Source organism: Billgrantia aerodenitrificans, from assembly GCF_021404405.1.
GTDB lineage: Bacteria > Pseudomonadota > Gammaproteobacteria > Pseudomonadales > Halomonadaceae > Halomonas > Halomonas aerodenitrificans.
The window spans coordinates 426,325-441,169 of sequence record NZ_JABFTV010000002.1 but is presented as its reverse complement, the minus strand read 5'-3'; the positions used below and the strand labels follow the sequence as shown (position 1 = coordinate 441,169).

General features: G+C 65.7%; 11 protein-coding genes. 4 read left to right on the top strand and 7 right to left on the bottom strand.

All coding sequences use genetic code 11. The features are described from left to right. Nucleotides 1-52: 52 nt before the first annotated feature. Nucleotides 53-2,500: an acyl-CoA dehydrogenase gene (locus tag HOP59_RS05270; RefSeq protein WP_234253088.1), complete on the top strand. Its 2,448-nt coding sequence runs from the start codon at nucleotides 53-55 to the stop codon at nucleotides 2,498-2,500. A 203-nt stretch (nucleotides 2,501-2,703) separates the two neighbouring features. Here HOP59_RS05270 and HOP59_RS05265 read toward each other — a convergent pair whose 3' ends face one another. The 4 genes from HOP59_RS05265 to HOP59_RS05250 form a co-directional block, all read right to left on the bottom strand. Beyond that, a complete protein-coding gene (locus tag HOP59_RS05265; RefSeq protein ID WP_234253087.1) occupies nucleotides 2,704-4,560 on the bottom strand; it encodes an SLC13 family permease in 1,857 nt (618 codons plus the stop codon). Between the two features lie 142 nt (nucleotides 4,561-4,702). Next, complete coding sequence (locus HOP59_RS05260; protein WP_234253086.1) at nucleotides 4,703-5,521, bottom strand: enoyl-CoA hydratase-related protein; 819 nt, start codon at nucleotides 5,519-5,521, stop codon at nucleotides 4,703-4,705. Beyond that, on the bottom strand, nucleotides 5,518-7,713 hold the full coding sequence (locus HOP59_RS05255; RefSeq protein WP_234253085.1) for an acetate--CoA ligase family protein: 2,196 nt from the start codon (nucleotides 7,711-7,713) through the stop codon (nucleotides 5,518-5,520). Before HOP59_RS05255 ends, HOP59_RS05260 begins: the two co-directional genes overlap by 4 nt. Nucleotides 7,714-7,731: 18 nt before the next feature. After that, on the bottom strand, nucleotides 7,732-8,526 hold the full coding sequence (locus tag HOP59_RS05250) for an enoyl-CoA hydratase/isomerase family protein (RefSeq protein ID WP_010629246.1): 795 nt from the start codon (nucleotides 8,524-8,526) through the stop codon (nucleotides 7,732-7,734). 288 nt (nucleotides 8,527-8,814) lie between these two features. Here HOP59_RS05250 and HOP59_RS05245 point away from each other — a divergent pair, with 288 nt between their 5' ends. Then, nucleotides 8,815-9,741: a MurR/RpiR family transcriptional regulator gene (locus tag HOP59_RS05245; RefSeq protein WP_234253084.1), complete on the top strand. Its 927-nt coding sequence runs from the start codon at nucleotides 8,815-8,817 to the stop codon at nucleotides 9,739-9,741. Nucleotides 9,742-9,820: 79 nt separating this feature from the next. Here the strand turns inward: HOP59_RS05245 and HOP59_RS05240 are convergent, their stop codons facing one another. After that, complete coding sequence (locus HOP59_RS05240; protein ID WP_234253083.1) at nucleotides 9,821-10,798, bottom strand: NADPH:quinone reductase; 978 nt, start codon at nucleotides 10,796-10,798, stop codon at nucleotides 9,821-9,823. Nucleotides 10,799-10,892: 94 nt separating this feature from the next. Next, nucleotides 10,893-11,453 (bottom strand): hypothetical protein, encoded by a 561-nt coding sequence (locus HOP59_RS05235; protein WP_234253082.1) that lies wholly within the window; start codon nucleotides 11,451-11,453, stop codon nucleotides 10,893-10,895. A 135-nt stretch (nucleotides 11,454-11,588) separates the two neighbouring features. Between HOP59_RS05235 and HOP59_RS05230 the strand changes: the two genes are divergently transcribed. Further along, nucleotides 11,589-12,365, top strand: coding sequence for a glycerophosphodiester phosphodiesterase family protein (locus tag HOP59_RS05230; protein ID WP_234253081.1), 777 nt, complete (start codon nucleotides 11,589-11,591; stop codon nucleotides 12,363-12,365). Nucleotides 12,366-12,383: 18 nt separating this feature from the next. Here HOP59_RS05230 and glsA read toward each other — a convergent pair whose 3' ends face one another. Beyond that, nucleotides 12,384-13,316 (bottom strand): glutaminase A, encoded by a 933-nt coding sequence (gene glsA, locus HOP59_RS05225; protein ID WP_234253080.1) that lies wholly within the window; start codon nucleotides 13,314-13,316, stop codon nucleotides 12,384-12,386. Nucleotides 13,317-13,446: 130 nt separating this feature from the next. Here glsA and nadE point away from each other — a divergent pair, with 130 nt between their 5' ends. Further along, nucleotides 13,447-14,787 (top strand): ammonia-dependent NAD(+) synthetase, encoded by a 1,341-nt coding sequence (nadE, locus tag HOP59_RS23590; protein ID WP_338073321.1) that lies wholly within the window; start codon nucleotides 13,447-13,449, stop codon nucleotides 14,785-14,787. Nucleotides 14,788-14,845: the final 58 nt, after the last annotated feature.

Genomic DNA, 14,845 nt, shown 5'->3' with positions numbered 1-14,845 from the left:
TGACACATTCAAACAACCGTTCTAAACGCGATCCGAAACACGGAGACGAGGCATGCTCACCCTGATACTCCTGATCCTCACCGTCGTCGGCCTGCTGGTGCTGATGCGGCGCGAGGCCGGCGCGGTGCCGACCCTGGCGCTACTCGGCGTACTTGGCCTGGCGGGGCTGCTGCTGGGCTCCCCGGTGCTCGGCGTGCTGCTGCTGCTCGGCGCGGCGGGGGTAGCCGTGGCCGGCCTGCCGGCGCTACGTATCCACTGGCTCAGCCCGCGCCTGTTCGCCATGTTCAAGCGCGTCTCGCCCAAGGTCTCGGACACCGAGCGCATCGCTCTGGAAGCCGGCACCGTGGCTTGGGACGGCGAGCTGTTCTCGGGCCGTCCGCAGTGGGACAAACTGATGAGCTACCACGACGACGGCCTGACCGAGGAGGAGCGCAGCTTCCTCGAGCACCAGTGCTCGGTGGCCGCCGGCATGTGCAACGCCTGGGAGATCGCCAAGGAGCGTGCCGACCTGCCGGAGGAGCTGTGGCAGTACCTGAAGAAGGAAGGCTTCTTCGGCATGATCATTCCGAAGGAGTACGGCGGCCTGGGCTTCTCGGCCAAGGCGCAGTCGCTGGTGCTGCAGAAGCTCTCCATCAGCGAGACGCTGATGGTCACGGTGGGCGTACCCAACTCCCTGGGTCCGGGGGAGCTGCTGCTCAAGTACGGTACCCAGGCGCAGAAGGATCACTTCCTGCCGCGCCTGGCCGACGGCCGTGAGATCCCCTGCTTCGGCCTGACCGGCCCCCGCGCCGGCTCTGATGCCACCTCGCTGCCCGACACCGGTATCGTGTGCAAGCAGATGATCGACGGCAAGGAGGTGCTGGGCCTGCGTCTCAACTTCGAGAAGCGCTGGATCACCCTGGCCCCCATCGCCACCGTGGTGGGCCTGGCCTTCCGCCTGTTCGACCCCGACCACCTGCTGGGCGAAGAAGAGGATCGCGGCATCACCCTGGCGCTGGTGCCACGCAACACCGCCGGCATGGAGATCGGTCGCCGCCACCACCCCATCGGTAGCCCGTTCCTCAATGGCCCGATCAAGGGCAAGGACGTCTTCGTCCCGCTGGACACCATCATCGGCGGCACCGAGATGATCGGTCAGGGCTGGCGCATGCTGGTGGAGTGCCTCTCCATCGGCCGCTGCATCACCCTGCCCTCCGGCGCCAGCGGCACCATGCGCTACGCCCTGGGCTGGACCGGCGGTTTCGGCCGTATCCGTCGCCAGTTCAACGTGCCGGTGGTAGAGATGGAGGGCGTGCAGGAACCCCTGGCACGCCTGGCCTCGCTGGGCTACATCGCCCAGGCGGCGGTCTACCAGACCGCCAACACCATCGACCGCGGCGAGAAGCCTTCCGTCCCCTCGGCGATCCTCAAGAGCCAGCTCACCGAGTTTCAGCGCCTCGGGCTTTCCGACGCCATGGACATCCACGGCGGCAAGGCGGTCACCTTGGGCCCACGCAACTACCTGGGCATCGGCTACAGCGCCAACCCGGTTTCGATCACGGTCGAGGGCGCCAACATCATGACCCGCAACCTGATGATCTTCGGTCAGGGCGCCATCCGCTGCCATCCGTTCGTGCTCGAAGAGCTGGCCGCCTCCGACAGCAACGACCTCAAGGCCTTCGACCGCGCCTTCTTCGGTCATGCCGCACTGATCTTCGGCAACGCCGCCCGCGCCTTCACCATGGGGCTCGGTATCGGCAAGCCCACGGTGCCCTTCGATGCCGTGGCCGCCCCCTACGCCCGCGACATGGCGCGCCTCTCCGCCGGCTTCAGCCTGTGTGCCGACGCCGCCATGGCCAGCCTGGGCTCGACCCTCAAGCAGCGCGAGATGATCTCGGCGCGGCTGGGCGACGTGCTCTCCAACCTCTACCTGGCCTCGATGGTGCTCAAGCACTGGCAGGAAGGTGACAAGGTCGAGGGCGAAGCGGCCCTGTTCCACTACAGCTGCACCCACCTGCTGCAGCGCGCCGAGCAGGCCTTCGACGAGCTGTTCGACAACCTGCCCAACCGCGCGCTGGCCGGCGTGCTGCGCGCCGTGACGATGCCGCTGGGCCGGCGCTGGAAGCGCCCCGCCGATCAGCTGACCCGCGAGATCGCCCAGGCCGTGTCCCGCGACACACCGCTGCGCACCAAGCTGATCGCCGCGGCCTGGCTGGACGACGACGGCGTCAAGGACAACCCGCTGGCCCACTACAACGCCCTGCTGGCCGACTACGACCGCGCTGAGGCGCTCTACCGCACGGTCAACAAGGCCTATGCCAAGGGCGAGCTGCCGCGTCAGGCGCTACACCCCGAGGTGCGCCTGGAGGCCGCGCGGGAGAAGGGCCTGGTGAGCGAGGAGGACGCCGAGTTCATGCGCCGCTTCGAAGCCGAAGTGCTCGAACTGCTCAGCGTGGACGACTTCGAGTACGACGAGTTCGCCACCGACAAGGCCAACATCCTGCGCCACAACGCGGCGTAAGATCGGCCCCCTACCAAACCCCGGCCCAGCGCCGGGGTTTTTAAGACCTCTATTCGAAAGTCAGGGAAGTGTGATTCACGTCACGAGCGAAGCTAGGCTGGTCGCCGCCGGAACGGAGCAACCGGAGTTGACTTATTGCTCAATGAGGATTGTGAGTACCGCCGGCGATCAGGATAGCGAGCGCAGTAGGGAATCGCGATTCCCTACAAGGGCCACACAAGCAGGATCATCGGTATCGCCACCGCCATCACCACCAGCTCCAGCGGCAGGCCCATGCGCCAGTAGTCGCCGAAGCGATAGCCGCCGGGGCCCATCACCAGGGTGTTGGACTGGTGCCCGATGGGAGTGAGAAAGGCGCAGGAGGCGCTGATGGCCACCGCCATCAGGAAGGGATCGATGGACGCATCGAAACCGTTGGCCAGGCTGACGGCGATCGGTGCCATAAGTACTGCCGCCGCCGCATTGTTGATTACGTCGGAGAGCATCATAGTAGTGACGAACAGCAGTATCAGGATCGACACGGTGGGCCAGGTACCCCCCAGCTCCAGCAGGCTGTTGGCAATGAGCGCCGCGCCGCCGCTGGTTTCGAGCGCCGTGCCCACGGGGATCATGGCGCCCAGCAGGATGATCACCGGGCCGTCGATGGCCTGATAACCGTCTCGCAGCGGCAATACGCCGACCAGCAGCGTGACCAGGGCCGCCAGGGCAAGCGCGACAGCATTGGGTAGGATATCCAGCAGCATGGCGGCGATGGCCAGGGCAAAGATGCCGAGAGACACCAGCAGCATGCGCGGCTGCCCCAGGGTAAAGTTACGCCTGGCCAGGGGCAGGCAGCCCAACGTTGCCAGGCTCTCGCTCAGATTGCTCTCGCCGCCCTGCAGCAACAGCACGTCACCGGGACGAAAACGGATATCGCGCAGGCGCTGGCGCAGGCGGCTGCCGTCCCGGGCCACCGCCACCAGATGCATGCCGTACTGGTTGTGCAACCGCAGTTGGGTCACGGTACGGTTGACCATGATCGAGTCGTTGCGCACCACCGCCTCGACCAGCTCCAGTCCCTCGGTATCCAGACCGTTGGATTTGGTATTCTCGGTATCCGGCAGGCTAGCGTCCCGCTGCAGTTGCCCACCCTCTTCCGCCTCGGCGCGATCTTGCTCGAAGGTTTCCTCCTGCGGGTCGATTCCCACCCGCAGGCCGGCCTTGTCCTCGAGCAGTTTCATCTCTTCCGGCCCCGCCTCTACCAGCAGGACATCCCCCTCTTTCAGCGCGCCGAGGAAGGCATGCCCGGCGTAGCGCTGCTCACCGCGCAAGACCGCCAGAACCGGTAGCGTCTCCTCGAGTTCACGCTGCAGCTCACGCAGGGTCCAACCGAGCGCCTTGGCCTCCTCGTCCACCCGGACCTCGACCAGATAGTGACTGATATCGAACATGCCCTCGGTGGACGCATTGCCGGCGCGCTGCGGTACCAGCCGCCAGCCCAGCAATACGATGAACACGAGCCCCGCCAGGGCAACTGCGGCCCCGACGGGGAAGAAGGAGAACATGCCGAAGGTCTCTCCGGTTACCGAGCCGCGGTAGGCAGAGATGATAATGTTAGGTGGGGTGCCGATCAGCGTCATGAGACCGCCGAGCAGCGAGCCAAAGGCCAGTGGCATCAGCAACAGCGAAGGCGAGGTATTGTGCTCACGGGCCAGGCGCATGGCCACCGGCAGCAGCAGCGCCAGAGCGCCGACGTTATTCATGAAGCCCGACAGCACCACCACCGTGGCGGTGAGCGCCACCAGTTGCAGGAACAGGCGGTCGCCGACCTTGAGCACCTGCTCGGCGATGACGTCGACCACGCCGGAGCGCTCGAAGCCGCGACTGAGCACTAGAACGGCGGCTACGGTAATCACCGCCGGATGACCGAAACCGTAAAAGGCCTCCTCGCCCGGCACCAGCCCCAAGATCACGCAAGCCAGCAGCGCGGAGAGCGCCACCAGATCGTAACGAAAGCGCCCCCAGACGAAAGCGGCCAGCGCCAGGCCCAGCACGATGAAAACCAGCGTATGGTCGGCCATGTCCACTCCCTGTGTCGGCGAGCTTTCAGCACAACAGGCACGGGCAAAAAAATCCAGCGCTTTCTTTGCCTTGGCGCTCATTACGCAGACGCCGAGACGAAAGAAACCCGACCGTAGCCGGGTTCCGGTCGTCGGTGGGAGCTTACTTGGCCATCTTCTCGAGCATGGCGTTTACCGCCGCCAGATGCTCCGGCTCGTTGTGGCACATGCCCTGGAACACGGCGCAGAGATCGAGGAAATCCTTGAGTTCGGTGCGCTGTGCCATCTTCATCAGGCGTTTGGTCAGCCGCGTGGCCTTGGGCGGCTGGGCGGCGATGCGTGCCGCCAGCTCGCCCACCTTCTCCATCAGCGACTCCGGTTCGGTCACTTCGAGCACGATGCCGTACTCTCTGGCTTCCTCGGCGTCGATCACCCGTCCGGAGAGAGTCAGCTCGAAGGCGCGCTGGTAGCCGATCAGGCGCTGCATGAACCAGGCGCCGCCATCGCCGGGGATGATGCCCAGATTGAGGAAGGTCTCGCCGAACTTGGCCTTGCGCGAGGCGATGCGGATATCCGCCATGTTGGCCAGGTCGAAGCCGGCACCGATGGCGGGGCCGTTGACCGCAGCGATCACCGGCACCTCCACCGCCTGGAGCGCCAGCGGGATGCGCTGAATGCCGCGCCGGTAACGCCCCGCCACCTCGGCTACGTCGCCGGCGAAGTCGCCACCGCGATTGGCCATGTCCTTGACGTTGCCGCCGGCGGAGAAGGCCGAGCCCGCGCCGGTGATGACCAGTACCGAGACCTCGTCGCAGCGGTTGACCCACTCCGCCACGGCGACGATGTCGTCGGCCAGTGCCGTACCGGTCAGGGCGTTGCGCACGTCGTGGCGATCCAGGGTCAGGGTCGCCACGCGCTCTTCAACGGTCAGCAGCGCATCCTGCAAAACGGGGGCTGGGGGCTGGCTCGTGCTCTCGCTCATGCCATGGACTCCTTGGCGTTTTCGTTGACGGGTTCGCGCTCCAAGATAACGCGGGCATCCACCACGGCATAGCCATCGGCATTGACGATCACCGGGTTGAGATCGAGCTCGCTGAGCTCAGGGTAGGCATCGGCGATGCGCGACACCGTGAGCAGCAGCTCCACCAGCGCCTCCTTGTTCACCGCCGGCTCACCGCGGGCGCCTTCGAGGATCTTGCGCGCCTTGATCTGCTCCACCATGCTGCGCGCGTCGTGACGCGACAGCGGGATCGCGCGGAAGGCGACGTCTTCGAGGATCTCGACGAAGATCCCACCCAGGCCGAACATCAGCACCGGGCCGAAGATCGGGTCGCGGATCACGCCGACGATAACCTCGGTCCCCTTCCGGGCCATCGGCGCAACCAGCACCCCCTCGATCTCGGCCCGGGCGTCGTAGGCGCGACAGGAAACGAGAATCTCCTCCCGAGCGCGACGCAGCGCGGCCTCGCCGACCAGGTTGAGCTTGACCCCACCGGCGTCCGACTTGTGCAGGATGTCCCGGGAGACCACCTTCATGGCCAACGGCGTGTCACCGAAGGTGGCCGCCGCCTCGCCAAGCTCGGCGTCGCTGCGCACCACCAGCTCCTGCGGCACCTCGATGCCGTGCTCACGCAACAGCCGCTTGGCCTCGTACTCGAACAGGTCGCGCCCTTCGGCGCGGGCACGCTGGAACATGTCGCCGAGCTCGGGCTTGGGTGCGATGGCCGCTTCACGAGGGTGCTGCCGGCTCAAGGCGAGGTACTCGCCTCGCTCGCCAAGGGCGGCGAGAACCCTCACCGCCTGCTCGATGGAGGCGTAGATGGGCAGCCCCGCCTCGTGCAGCCGGCGCAGCGCCGGTGGCTTGATCGGCGTGTAAAGACTGTAGACGACCAGCGGCTTGTCGGTCGCCTTGGACAGGTCCACCATCGCCTCGGCGCCGCGCATCTCGTCACCCAGCAGCGACTCGGCGAAACGGATGCTGTAACCGCCGAACATGCCCACCAGGAAGACGCTGTCGACGTTGTCGTCGGCGGCGACGATCTCCATGCAGGTGGCCAGCAAGGAGGGATTGGCATCGGTGGAACCGGCCACGTCCACCGGGTTGACCGTCGAGGCCTGGGGAAACAGCACGTCGCGCAGTTGCTGGCGGGTTTCCTCGCTGAGTTCGGCCAGTTCCAACCCCGCCTCGGCGAGACGGTCGGAGGCGATGGTGGCCTGACCGCCGCCGTCGGAAATCACCGCCACCCGCTTGCCACGGGCCTTCTGCAGCAGCCCCAGCCCCTCGGCCACCGGCAGAATCTCATCGGAGTGCTGCACCACGCTGACGCCGGCCTGCCGCAGCAGGTCCACGGTCATGGCATAGCTGCCGGCCAGCGCCCCGGTATGTGAACTGGCCGCCTTCTGACCGGCCTCGGTGGAACCCGACTTGTAGACCACCACCGGCTTCATGGCGGTGACATCGCGGGCCACCTCGAGGAACTTGCGCCCGTCGCGAAAGCCCTCCACGTAGAGCGTGGCTACGCGGGTGTGTTCGTCCTCGCCGAGATAGCGCAGGTAGTCGTCGAAGCCGATATCGCTCTGGTTGCCCGGGCCAACGTAGGTGGAAAAGCCCACCTGGCCGTTGTACTGAGCCTCCAGCGCCAGCGATAGCAGCATGTTGCCCGACTGGGAAACGATGCCCACGTCGCCGGGCTTGACGTTGTCCAGCGCCAGTAGATTGAGCCGGTGGTGCAGATTGAACACGCCGGAGGTGTTGGGGCCAATGATGCGTACGCCGTGGGCTTCGGCCTTGGCCATCATCTCGCGTTCCAGCTCGGCGCCCTCACCGCCGATCTCGGCGAAGCCGCTGGCGAGTATCACCGCTCCCTTGATGCCGCGGCGGCCGCACTCGGCGATCAGACCCGGCACGCTGGCGGCTGGGGTGCAGATCAGCGCCAGCTCGGGCGAACCGGGAATCGCGGCGATGGACGGCCAGGCCTTGATGCCGAGGATCATGTCGGCCTTGGGGTTGACGGGATAGATGTCGCCGCGAAAACCATCCTTGATCAGGCCGACCATGGCCTTGTAGCCGCGCTTGGTGGGATCGCTCGAGGCGCCCACCACGGCAATGCCGGTGGGAGCCAGAATGGCGTGCAGTGGACTGCGCACGGGTAAGTGTCCTTCGATGGGGTTCATGTCTCGCATCCTTGAGTCTCAATGGCCCTTGAACTGGGGGGCACGCTTCTCGGCGAAGGCGTCGACCCCCTCCTGCCAATCGGTCGTGGTCGAGCAGGTGAAGACCGCATCCAGTTCCTGCTGCAGCTGGCTTTCGAGCCCGGTGTCGCTGCCCTGGTTGACCAGCCGCTTGAGCATGGCGATCGACACCGGCGCCTGGCCGGCCAGGCTCTCGGCCAGCTTCTGCGCCTCGGCCGGCATGGCATCGGCGGCGTGGCACGAGGTGGCCAGGCCGATGCGGGCCGCCTCGCGACCGTCGATGCGGCGCCCGGTGTAGAGCAGCTGACGCGCCATGTTCAGCCCCACCAGCTGCGGCAACAGCTTGGAGACGCCGCCGCCGACGCAGGTACCGATGCTGGTTTCGGGGAAGCCGATCTGGGCCTCCTCGGCCATGACGATGAAGTCGCAGGCCACCGCCATTTCGGCACCGGCGCCTAGGGCGTAACCGTTGACGGCGGCAATGACCGGCTTGCGATGGCGCAGGATCGCTTCGCACACGTCGTTACCGAGTTGCAGGTAGCGGCGACGCTGGAACAGCGTGCGCTGGGCACTGCCATGCTCCTTCATGTCGGCACCGACGCAGAAGGCCCGTCCCTCGCCGGTGAGGATCACGCAGCGCACCTCAGGGTCGCGCTCGGCTTCTGCCAGGGCGGCGAGCAGCTCGCTGTAGAACGCCTCGACCACCGCATTGAGGCGATGCGGTCGGTTGAAGCGGATTTCCATGACCGCCCCGCGGCGGTCGACGATGAGGGTTTCGGGGCTGGTGGCGCTCATGAGCGTTTCGGCACTCTCTCGGCGTAATGGATGGCTGACGTGGCGATAACGGATGACACGGTATGTGCCATATGGAAACAAACGTAACGTTATAAAACATTTAATGTCACATTTGTTTTATGCGCATGCTAGACAAGGAACGATGCGACGTCAACACGAGCGTGCCGCGATAAAAACAAAGTGGAAACGAATGTGTCATTACTTGACGGAAGCCATGCGTTACAATGCGCCTCCCTTCCCGTCGGCTTCCATGAGCCGGGCCCAGGCCCCCTGATCGAGGAGACAGCCGTGCTGGAACACGAGACACAGAGCGCAGACACCACCCCGGAAGAGGCATGCCCGCCCACCGGTCTGGATGCCGTGAACCAGCAGCTGGCTGCCGCCTACCCCGAGCTCAGTCCGCAGCTGAAGCTTGCCGCCGGCTACGTGCTGGAGCATCCGATGGAGATCGCCTTTCAGTCGATCCGCAAGTCGGCCAGGGCCGCCAGGGTCACCTCCTCGACCCTGGTGCGCCTGGCCAAACGCCTCGGCTTCGACAGCTACGAACAGTTCCGTGAAGTGTTTCAATCGGCCGTGCAGGCCGGTCCGGTGGAACTCTCCGGCCGTGCCAGCGACCTGCGCAACCTGGCCAGCCAGACCGACGATCAGGTGTTTCTCGATGTCGGCGATGCCGCCTTCGACAACATCGGTCGCCTGTTCACCGCCGACAATCAGGCACGCGTTCGCGATGCCGCCATGATGCTGCTCGCCGCCGAGAAGATCGCCGTGGTGGGCTTTCGCGATACCTTTGCCTGCGCCTATCACTTCGCCTACGTCGGCCGCATCGCCATGCCCAACGTCCAGCTCATTCGTGGTCAGGAGGGCGGCCTGCTGACCGAACTGGCCCCCTTCGGCGAGCACGACGTGGTGGTCGCCTTCGGTTTCGAACCCTACTGCGCCGAGACCGTGCGAGCGCTGGAAATCGCCCGTGCGGCGGGTGTCAAACCCATCGTCATCACCGATACCCTGCGCTCGCCGCTGGTGCCCGGGGCGGCCATCACCTTCACCGTGGCCAACGCTACGCCGCACTTCTTCCCCTCGATTCTCTCCGCCATCACCCTGATCGAGGTGCTGCTGGCCGAGTGCGTCGCCTACGGCCCCGACAGCCTCGTCGACAACGTGGCAAGCTTCGAGTCGCGCATGCGTGAGATGGGCGCCTACGTCAGCAACGAATGACTCCTCGCTCCCGATACCGCAAACGACGACGCCCGCCTCGTGTGAGGCGGGCGTCGCGTGAGCAAGTCTGCGCTTCTGCTTACGGCAGCAGGATGGTTGAACCGGTGGTCTGACGGCTGGCCAGGGCGTCCTGGGCCTTGCCGGCCTCGGCCAGGGCAAAGCGCTGCCCGATGTCGATCTTGACCTTGCCGCTGCCCAGCATGTCGAACAGGTCGCGGCACATCGTCTCCAGCCGCTCGCGGGTATCGGCATAGCCGTTGAGGCTGGGACGGGTGACGAACAGCGAACCCTTCTGATTGAGAATGCCCAGATTGACGCCCTCCACTGCGCCGGAAGCGTTGCCGAAGCTGACCATCAGCGAACGCGGCTTGAGGCAGTCCAGCGAGGTGATCCAGGTGTCCTTGCCCACCGAGTCGTAGACCACGTCGCACATCTCGCCATCGGTCAGCTCGCGCACCCGCTCCACCACGTTCTCACGGGTGTAATCGATAGTTGCCCAGGCGCCGTTGGATTTCGCCAGCTCGGCCTTCTCGGGCGAGCTGACGGTACCGATCAGCCTGACTCCCAGCGCCTTGGCCCACTGGCAGGCAATCGAGCCGACCCCACCGGCAGCGGCGTGCCACAGGATCGTCTCGCCGCCCTTTAGCGGAGCGGTCTGGCGCAGCAGGTACTGCACGGTGAGCCCCTTGAGCATACTGGCGGCGGCGGTCTCGGCGTCGACGTTATCGGGCAGCGTCACCACCTTGTCCGCCGGCAGCACGTGATACTCGGCGTAGGCGCCCAATGGCCCCTGGGCATAGGCGACCCGGTCGCCTGCCTTCAGGTGACTCACCCCCTCGCCCACGGCATCGACTACACCGGCACCCTCGGTGCCCAGCCCCGAAGGCAGACTAGGCGCAGGATAGAGACCGGTGCGGAAATAGATGTCGATGAAGTTGAGCCCGATCGCCTCGTTCCTGACCCGCACTTCACCGGGTGCCGGATCGGCCGGCGTCACATCGATGTATTCGAGCACTTCGGAACCGCCGGTGCGGGAGAACTGAATTCGCTTTGCCATGGGGTATTTTCCTTTGTCGGCTAACGATAGGTGTGCTTCATCCAACCGCCATGTGCGCATGGGGTCAAGGGGGTTGATGGAACAGACCGCTCCCCTACCCGGGAAATGCGGCCAAGCGTTCGACGAAGCTCGCCTTCTCCTGCTCGAAGAAGTGAGTGTCATGCTTGAAGCGACGCAGGATCGCCTCCTCATCGAAGCCGAGCGGTGGTTCCAGCTCGCTCACGCCGCGTGCCGAGTGATGAGGAGAGAGCCCGACACGCCGGCCGCCCGGCGTCGCGAACCAGCGATTGATACCGCAACGGCGATAGAAGCCCTCCTCTTCCTGGTTCGCCGCATCGACTCGCAGCGGTGCCTTCTGCACCAGCTCGCGAATCAAACGACGCACGCTTTCACGGTCGCCGCCCGGCGAGGCATGGTGCCACAGTGTCATGTCGCTGCCCGATGCGTCGAGAGTCAAGAGTGCCAGAGCGCCCGGTCGGCCCTGCTCGTCCACCAGCGCCCATAGCCTTGCGGCCTCCTGAGTGAACAGCACCTGTCGCGTTCCGGTGAAGGTTACCAACGGCGACAGCCCCGCTTCCCTACCATAGACATCGGCGCACAGCCGCGCGAGCCAGGCGTCGCGCTGCTCGTCACGCTCGGGGGTCATCACCTTCATGACTTGCCTCATTGCTTTATTCAAAGGCGCAAGACTAGCATAGTCGCGCCCGATACCACGTGCCCCGAGCGGGTCGCTATCCTGTCATCGACGCCCGATAGTCTTTTTCGTCCGCCCCTCGATTGGAGCTCTTGCATGACCTCACCGCACCCCGCCATTGCCCTGCCCCGACTCATCGCCCATCGTGGGCTGTCCGCCCACGCCCCGGAAAACACCCTGGCAGCGGTGCGCGCCGCCCACGCTGCCGGCTTTTCATGGGTCGAGCTCGACGTGCAATTGCTCGGTGACGGCACCCCGGTGATCTGGCATGACGCCACGCTCAAGCGCTGTTCCGACGGCCACGGCAGGCTCGCCTCCCTGGATCTCGCCGCAGTGCGCAAACTGGACGTCGGCGCCTGGTTCGGCGACGGCTTTCGCGGCGAGCGCATGGCCACCCTGCGCGAGATGCTCGACCTGCTGGTGGAGCTGGACATGGGCGTCAACATGGAGCTCAAGGTGACCAGCCGGCGCAGCGGTACCGAACTGGCCGAAGCGGTGATACCGCGCCTGCTCGAGGCGCTGCCGCCGGAGCGACTGATCGTCTCCTCCTTCGATCAACCCGCCCTGGGTCAGGCCCGCGCCATCGCCGACGCCTCGTTGCTGCCCATCGGCGTACTCAGTGAAAGCGTGCCCGCGAAATGGCAGTCTCGCTGCGAGGCGCTGGAAGCCTTCAGTATCCATACCGACTGGACCCGACTCACCGCATACCGTGCCCGGGAGATCAAGGCCGCCGACTACCGGCTGCTGTGCTATACACCCAACGACCCGGCCGCCTTCGCCAACCGCTGGGCGTGGGGGGTCGACAGCGCCATCAGCGACGACCCGGCCCTGTTCGAGGGGATCGCCCCGCCGCCCGCTCTCGGCCAGCCCTGAGCGGTCACGGCTGCAGGCTCAGGCAAACACGCCCAACCGCCAGCGGCTCGACAGCACCTTGAGCAGGCGTAGCCCGGCCACGCTGTTGCCGTGCTCGTTGAGCGCGGGGCCGATCACGCCAAACCCCATACGCTCAGGTGCCACCGCCAGGATGGCGCCGGAAACGCCGCTCTTCGAAGGCATGCCGACCTCCACGGCGTACCTGCCCGACTGGTCGTACATGCCGGTGGTGAACATCAGCGTCAGCACGATGCGCACCGTCTCCTCGGCGATGAGGCGTTCCCCGCTCTCCGGGTCGCGCCCCGTGTTGGCCAGGACCGCGGCGATACGTGACAGCTCGCGGCAGTTCACCTCAATGGTGGTCTGCTTGAGATAGGGCACCAGCAGATCCTCCTCGCTGCCCTTCAGCACGTCGTGGCTGCGCATGTAGTAGAACAGAGCCCGATTGAGATCCTTGTCCTCGGCCTCGAACATGACCCGGTCGTAGTCGAGCGAGGGGTTGCCCGCGAGGCGGCGGAAGTAATCGCGTATCCGGTCGAAGCGTTCCTCGCCGTCCCGGCCGCGTATCATCGCCGTGGTGACGATGGCGCCGGCATTGATCATGGGGTTGGAGGGAATGCCCATCTCGCCCTCTTCCAGCGTCGCGATGGAGTGGTAGGGATCGCCCGAGGGTTCCATGCCGACCCGCTCGAACAGCGCATCGGCGCCTACGTCCTCCAGCGCCAGGGCAAGCGTCAGCGCCTTGGACACGCTTTCGAGGGGAAAGCGCTGCTCGGCGCTACCAGCCTGGGCAGCCTCACCGCCGGCGCCCATCACGGCGATGCCAATCAGCTCCTGGTCTTCCTCGCCTGTTTCGGTGAAAGACGCCATTTCGCTCTCGTGGCGATACTCACGCTCCCGCGCCACGGCCTCCTCCAGGGTGGCACTCTTCGCTTCATCGATACGTTCCATGTCACGTCTCCATGTCTCACCAGCCCGATTGGCTTCCGGTCACGCGATCCGGGCCGAATTGACCTAGGGTAGGTAAGGTCAGGTTCATTTCCGACAGCATCAGGCTAGTCGGCCATCAGGAGGAGAGGCAATGGAGCTGCTGGACAGGATCACGGACTATCTGATCGACAACGAACTGAAGCTTGCCACCGCCGAGTCATGCACAGCCGGACTGATCGTCTCGGAGCTGGCCAGGGTGCCTGGCAGCGGCCAGAGCATCGACTGCGGCCTCGGCGTCTATTCGCCCCAGTCCAAGAACCGCTACCTGGGCGTCAGCTTCGACACCATCGAGCGCTACGGCCTGACCAGCGAGGCCGTGGCCAGTGAAATGGCCGCCGGCGCGCTGAACAACAACGATGCCAACGTGGCCCTGGCCAATACCGGCATCGCCGGCCCCAACCCCGGCGACGACGATACGCCCATCGGCACCGTCTGCTTCGCCTGGGCCTTCCGCCACGATGGCGATCACCACCATTACTGCGAGACGCGACGCTTCGACGGCACTCGCAACGAGGTGCGGCTGGCAGCGGCCCACTATGCTCTGGAACGCCTGCCCCACTACCATCGGCTGTGTCTCGAGAGTGAGACCAAGAGTGAAGAAGAGACACGCTCGCGCCGGGCCGTACAGCGCGCCATCGGCGTGCAGTTGCAAGCCCGCAGCGACATCGATGCCCAGCATGAGCTCGAGCGGCGCCGCGACTTTCTGTGTCGAGTCATGCAGGAGAGCGGCCAGACCACGCTGGTGCTGGGCATCAGTGGCGGGGTCGACTCCACCGTGGCGGGGCGACTGGCCCAGCTCGCCGTGGAGAAGCAGCGCGAGCAGGGTGAGCAAGGCAGGTTCATCGCCATGCGTCTGCCCTACGGAGAGCAGCAGGATGCCGATGATGCCGACAAGGCATTGGCCTTCATTCAGCCGGACGAAGTCCTCGACGTGAACATCAAGAGCGCCAGCGATACTCTGCTGGAATCACTGGAGAACGGCGGCATGACGTTCGATGACGTTCATCAGCGAGACTTCGTGCTGGGCAACGTCAAGGCGCGCCAGCGCATGGTGGCCCAGTACGCCGTAGCCGGAGCACGTGGCGGCCTGGTCATCGGCACCGACCAGGCCGCCGAGGCGCTGATGGGCTTCTTCACCAAGTACGGCGACGGTGCCTGCGACGTGGCACCCCTGACCGGGCTGAGCAAGCGTCAGGTGCGCCTGCTGGGTCAGGAACTGGGCGCACCCGATGCGCTGGTGAACAAGGCGCCCACCGCCGATCTCGAGTCGCTGGCACCGCAGAAGCTCGACGAGGTGGCCCTCGGCGTCAGCTACGAGGAGATCGACGATTTCCTGGAGAACCGCGAGGTCTCCGAACGGGCCTTCGACACCATCCTCACCACCTACCGACGCACCGAGCACAAGCGCCGGCTGCCAATCGCGCCGGACTGAGTCTGGCCGGCTGACCATCCTCACAACGTAGCGGGCCGACACCTCGGCGTCGGCCCGC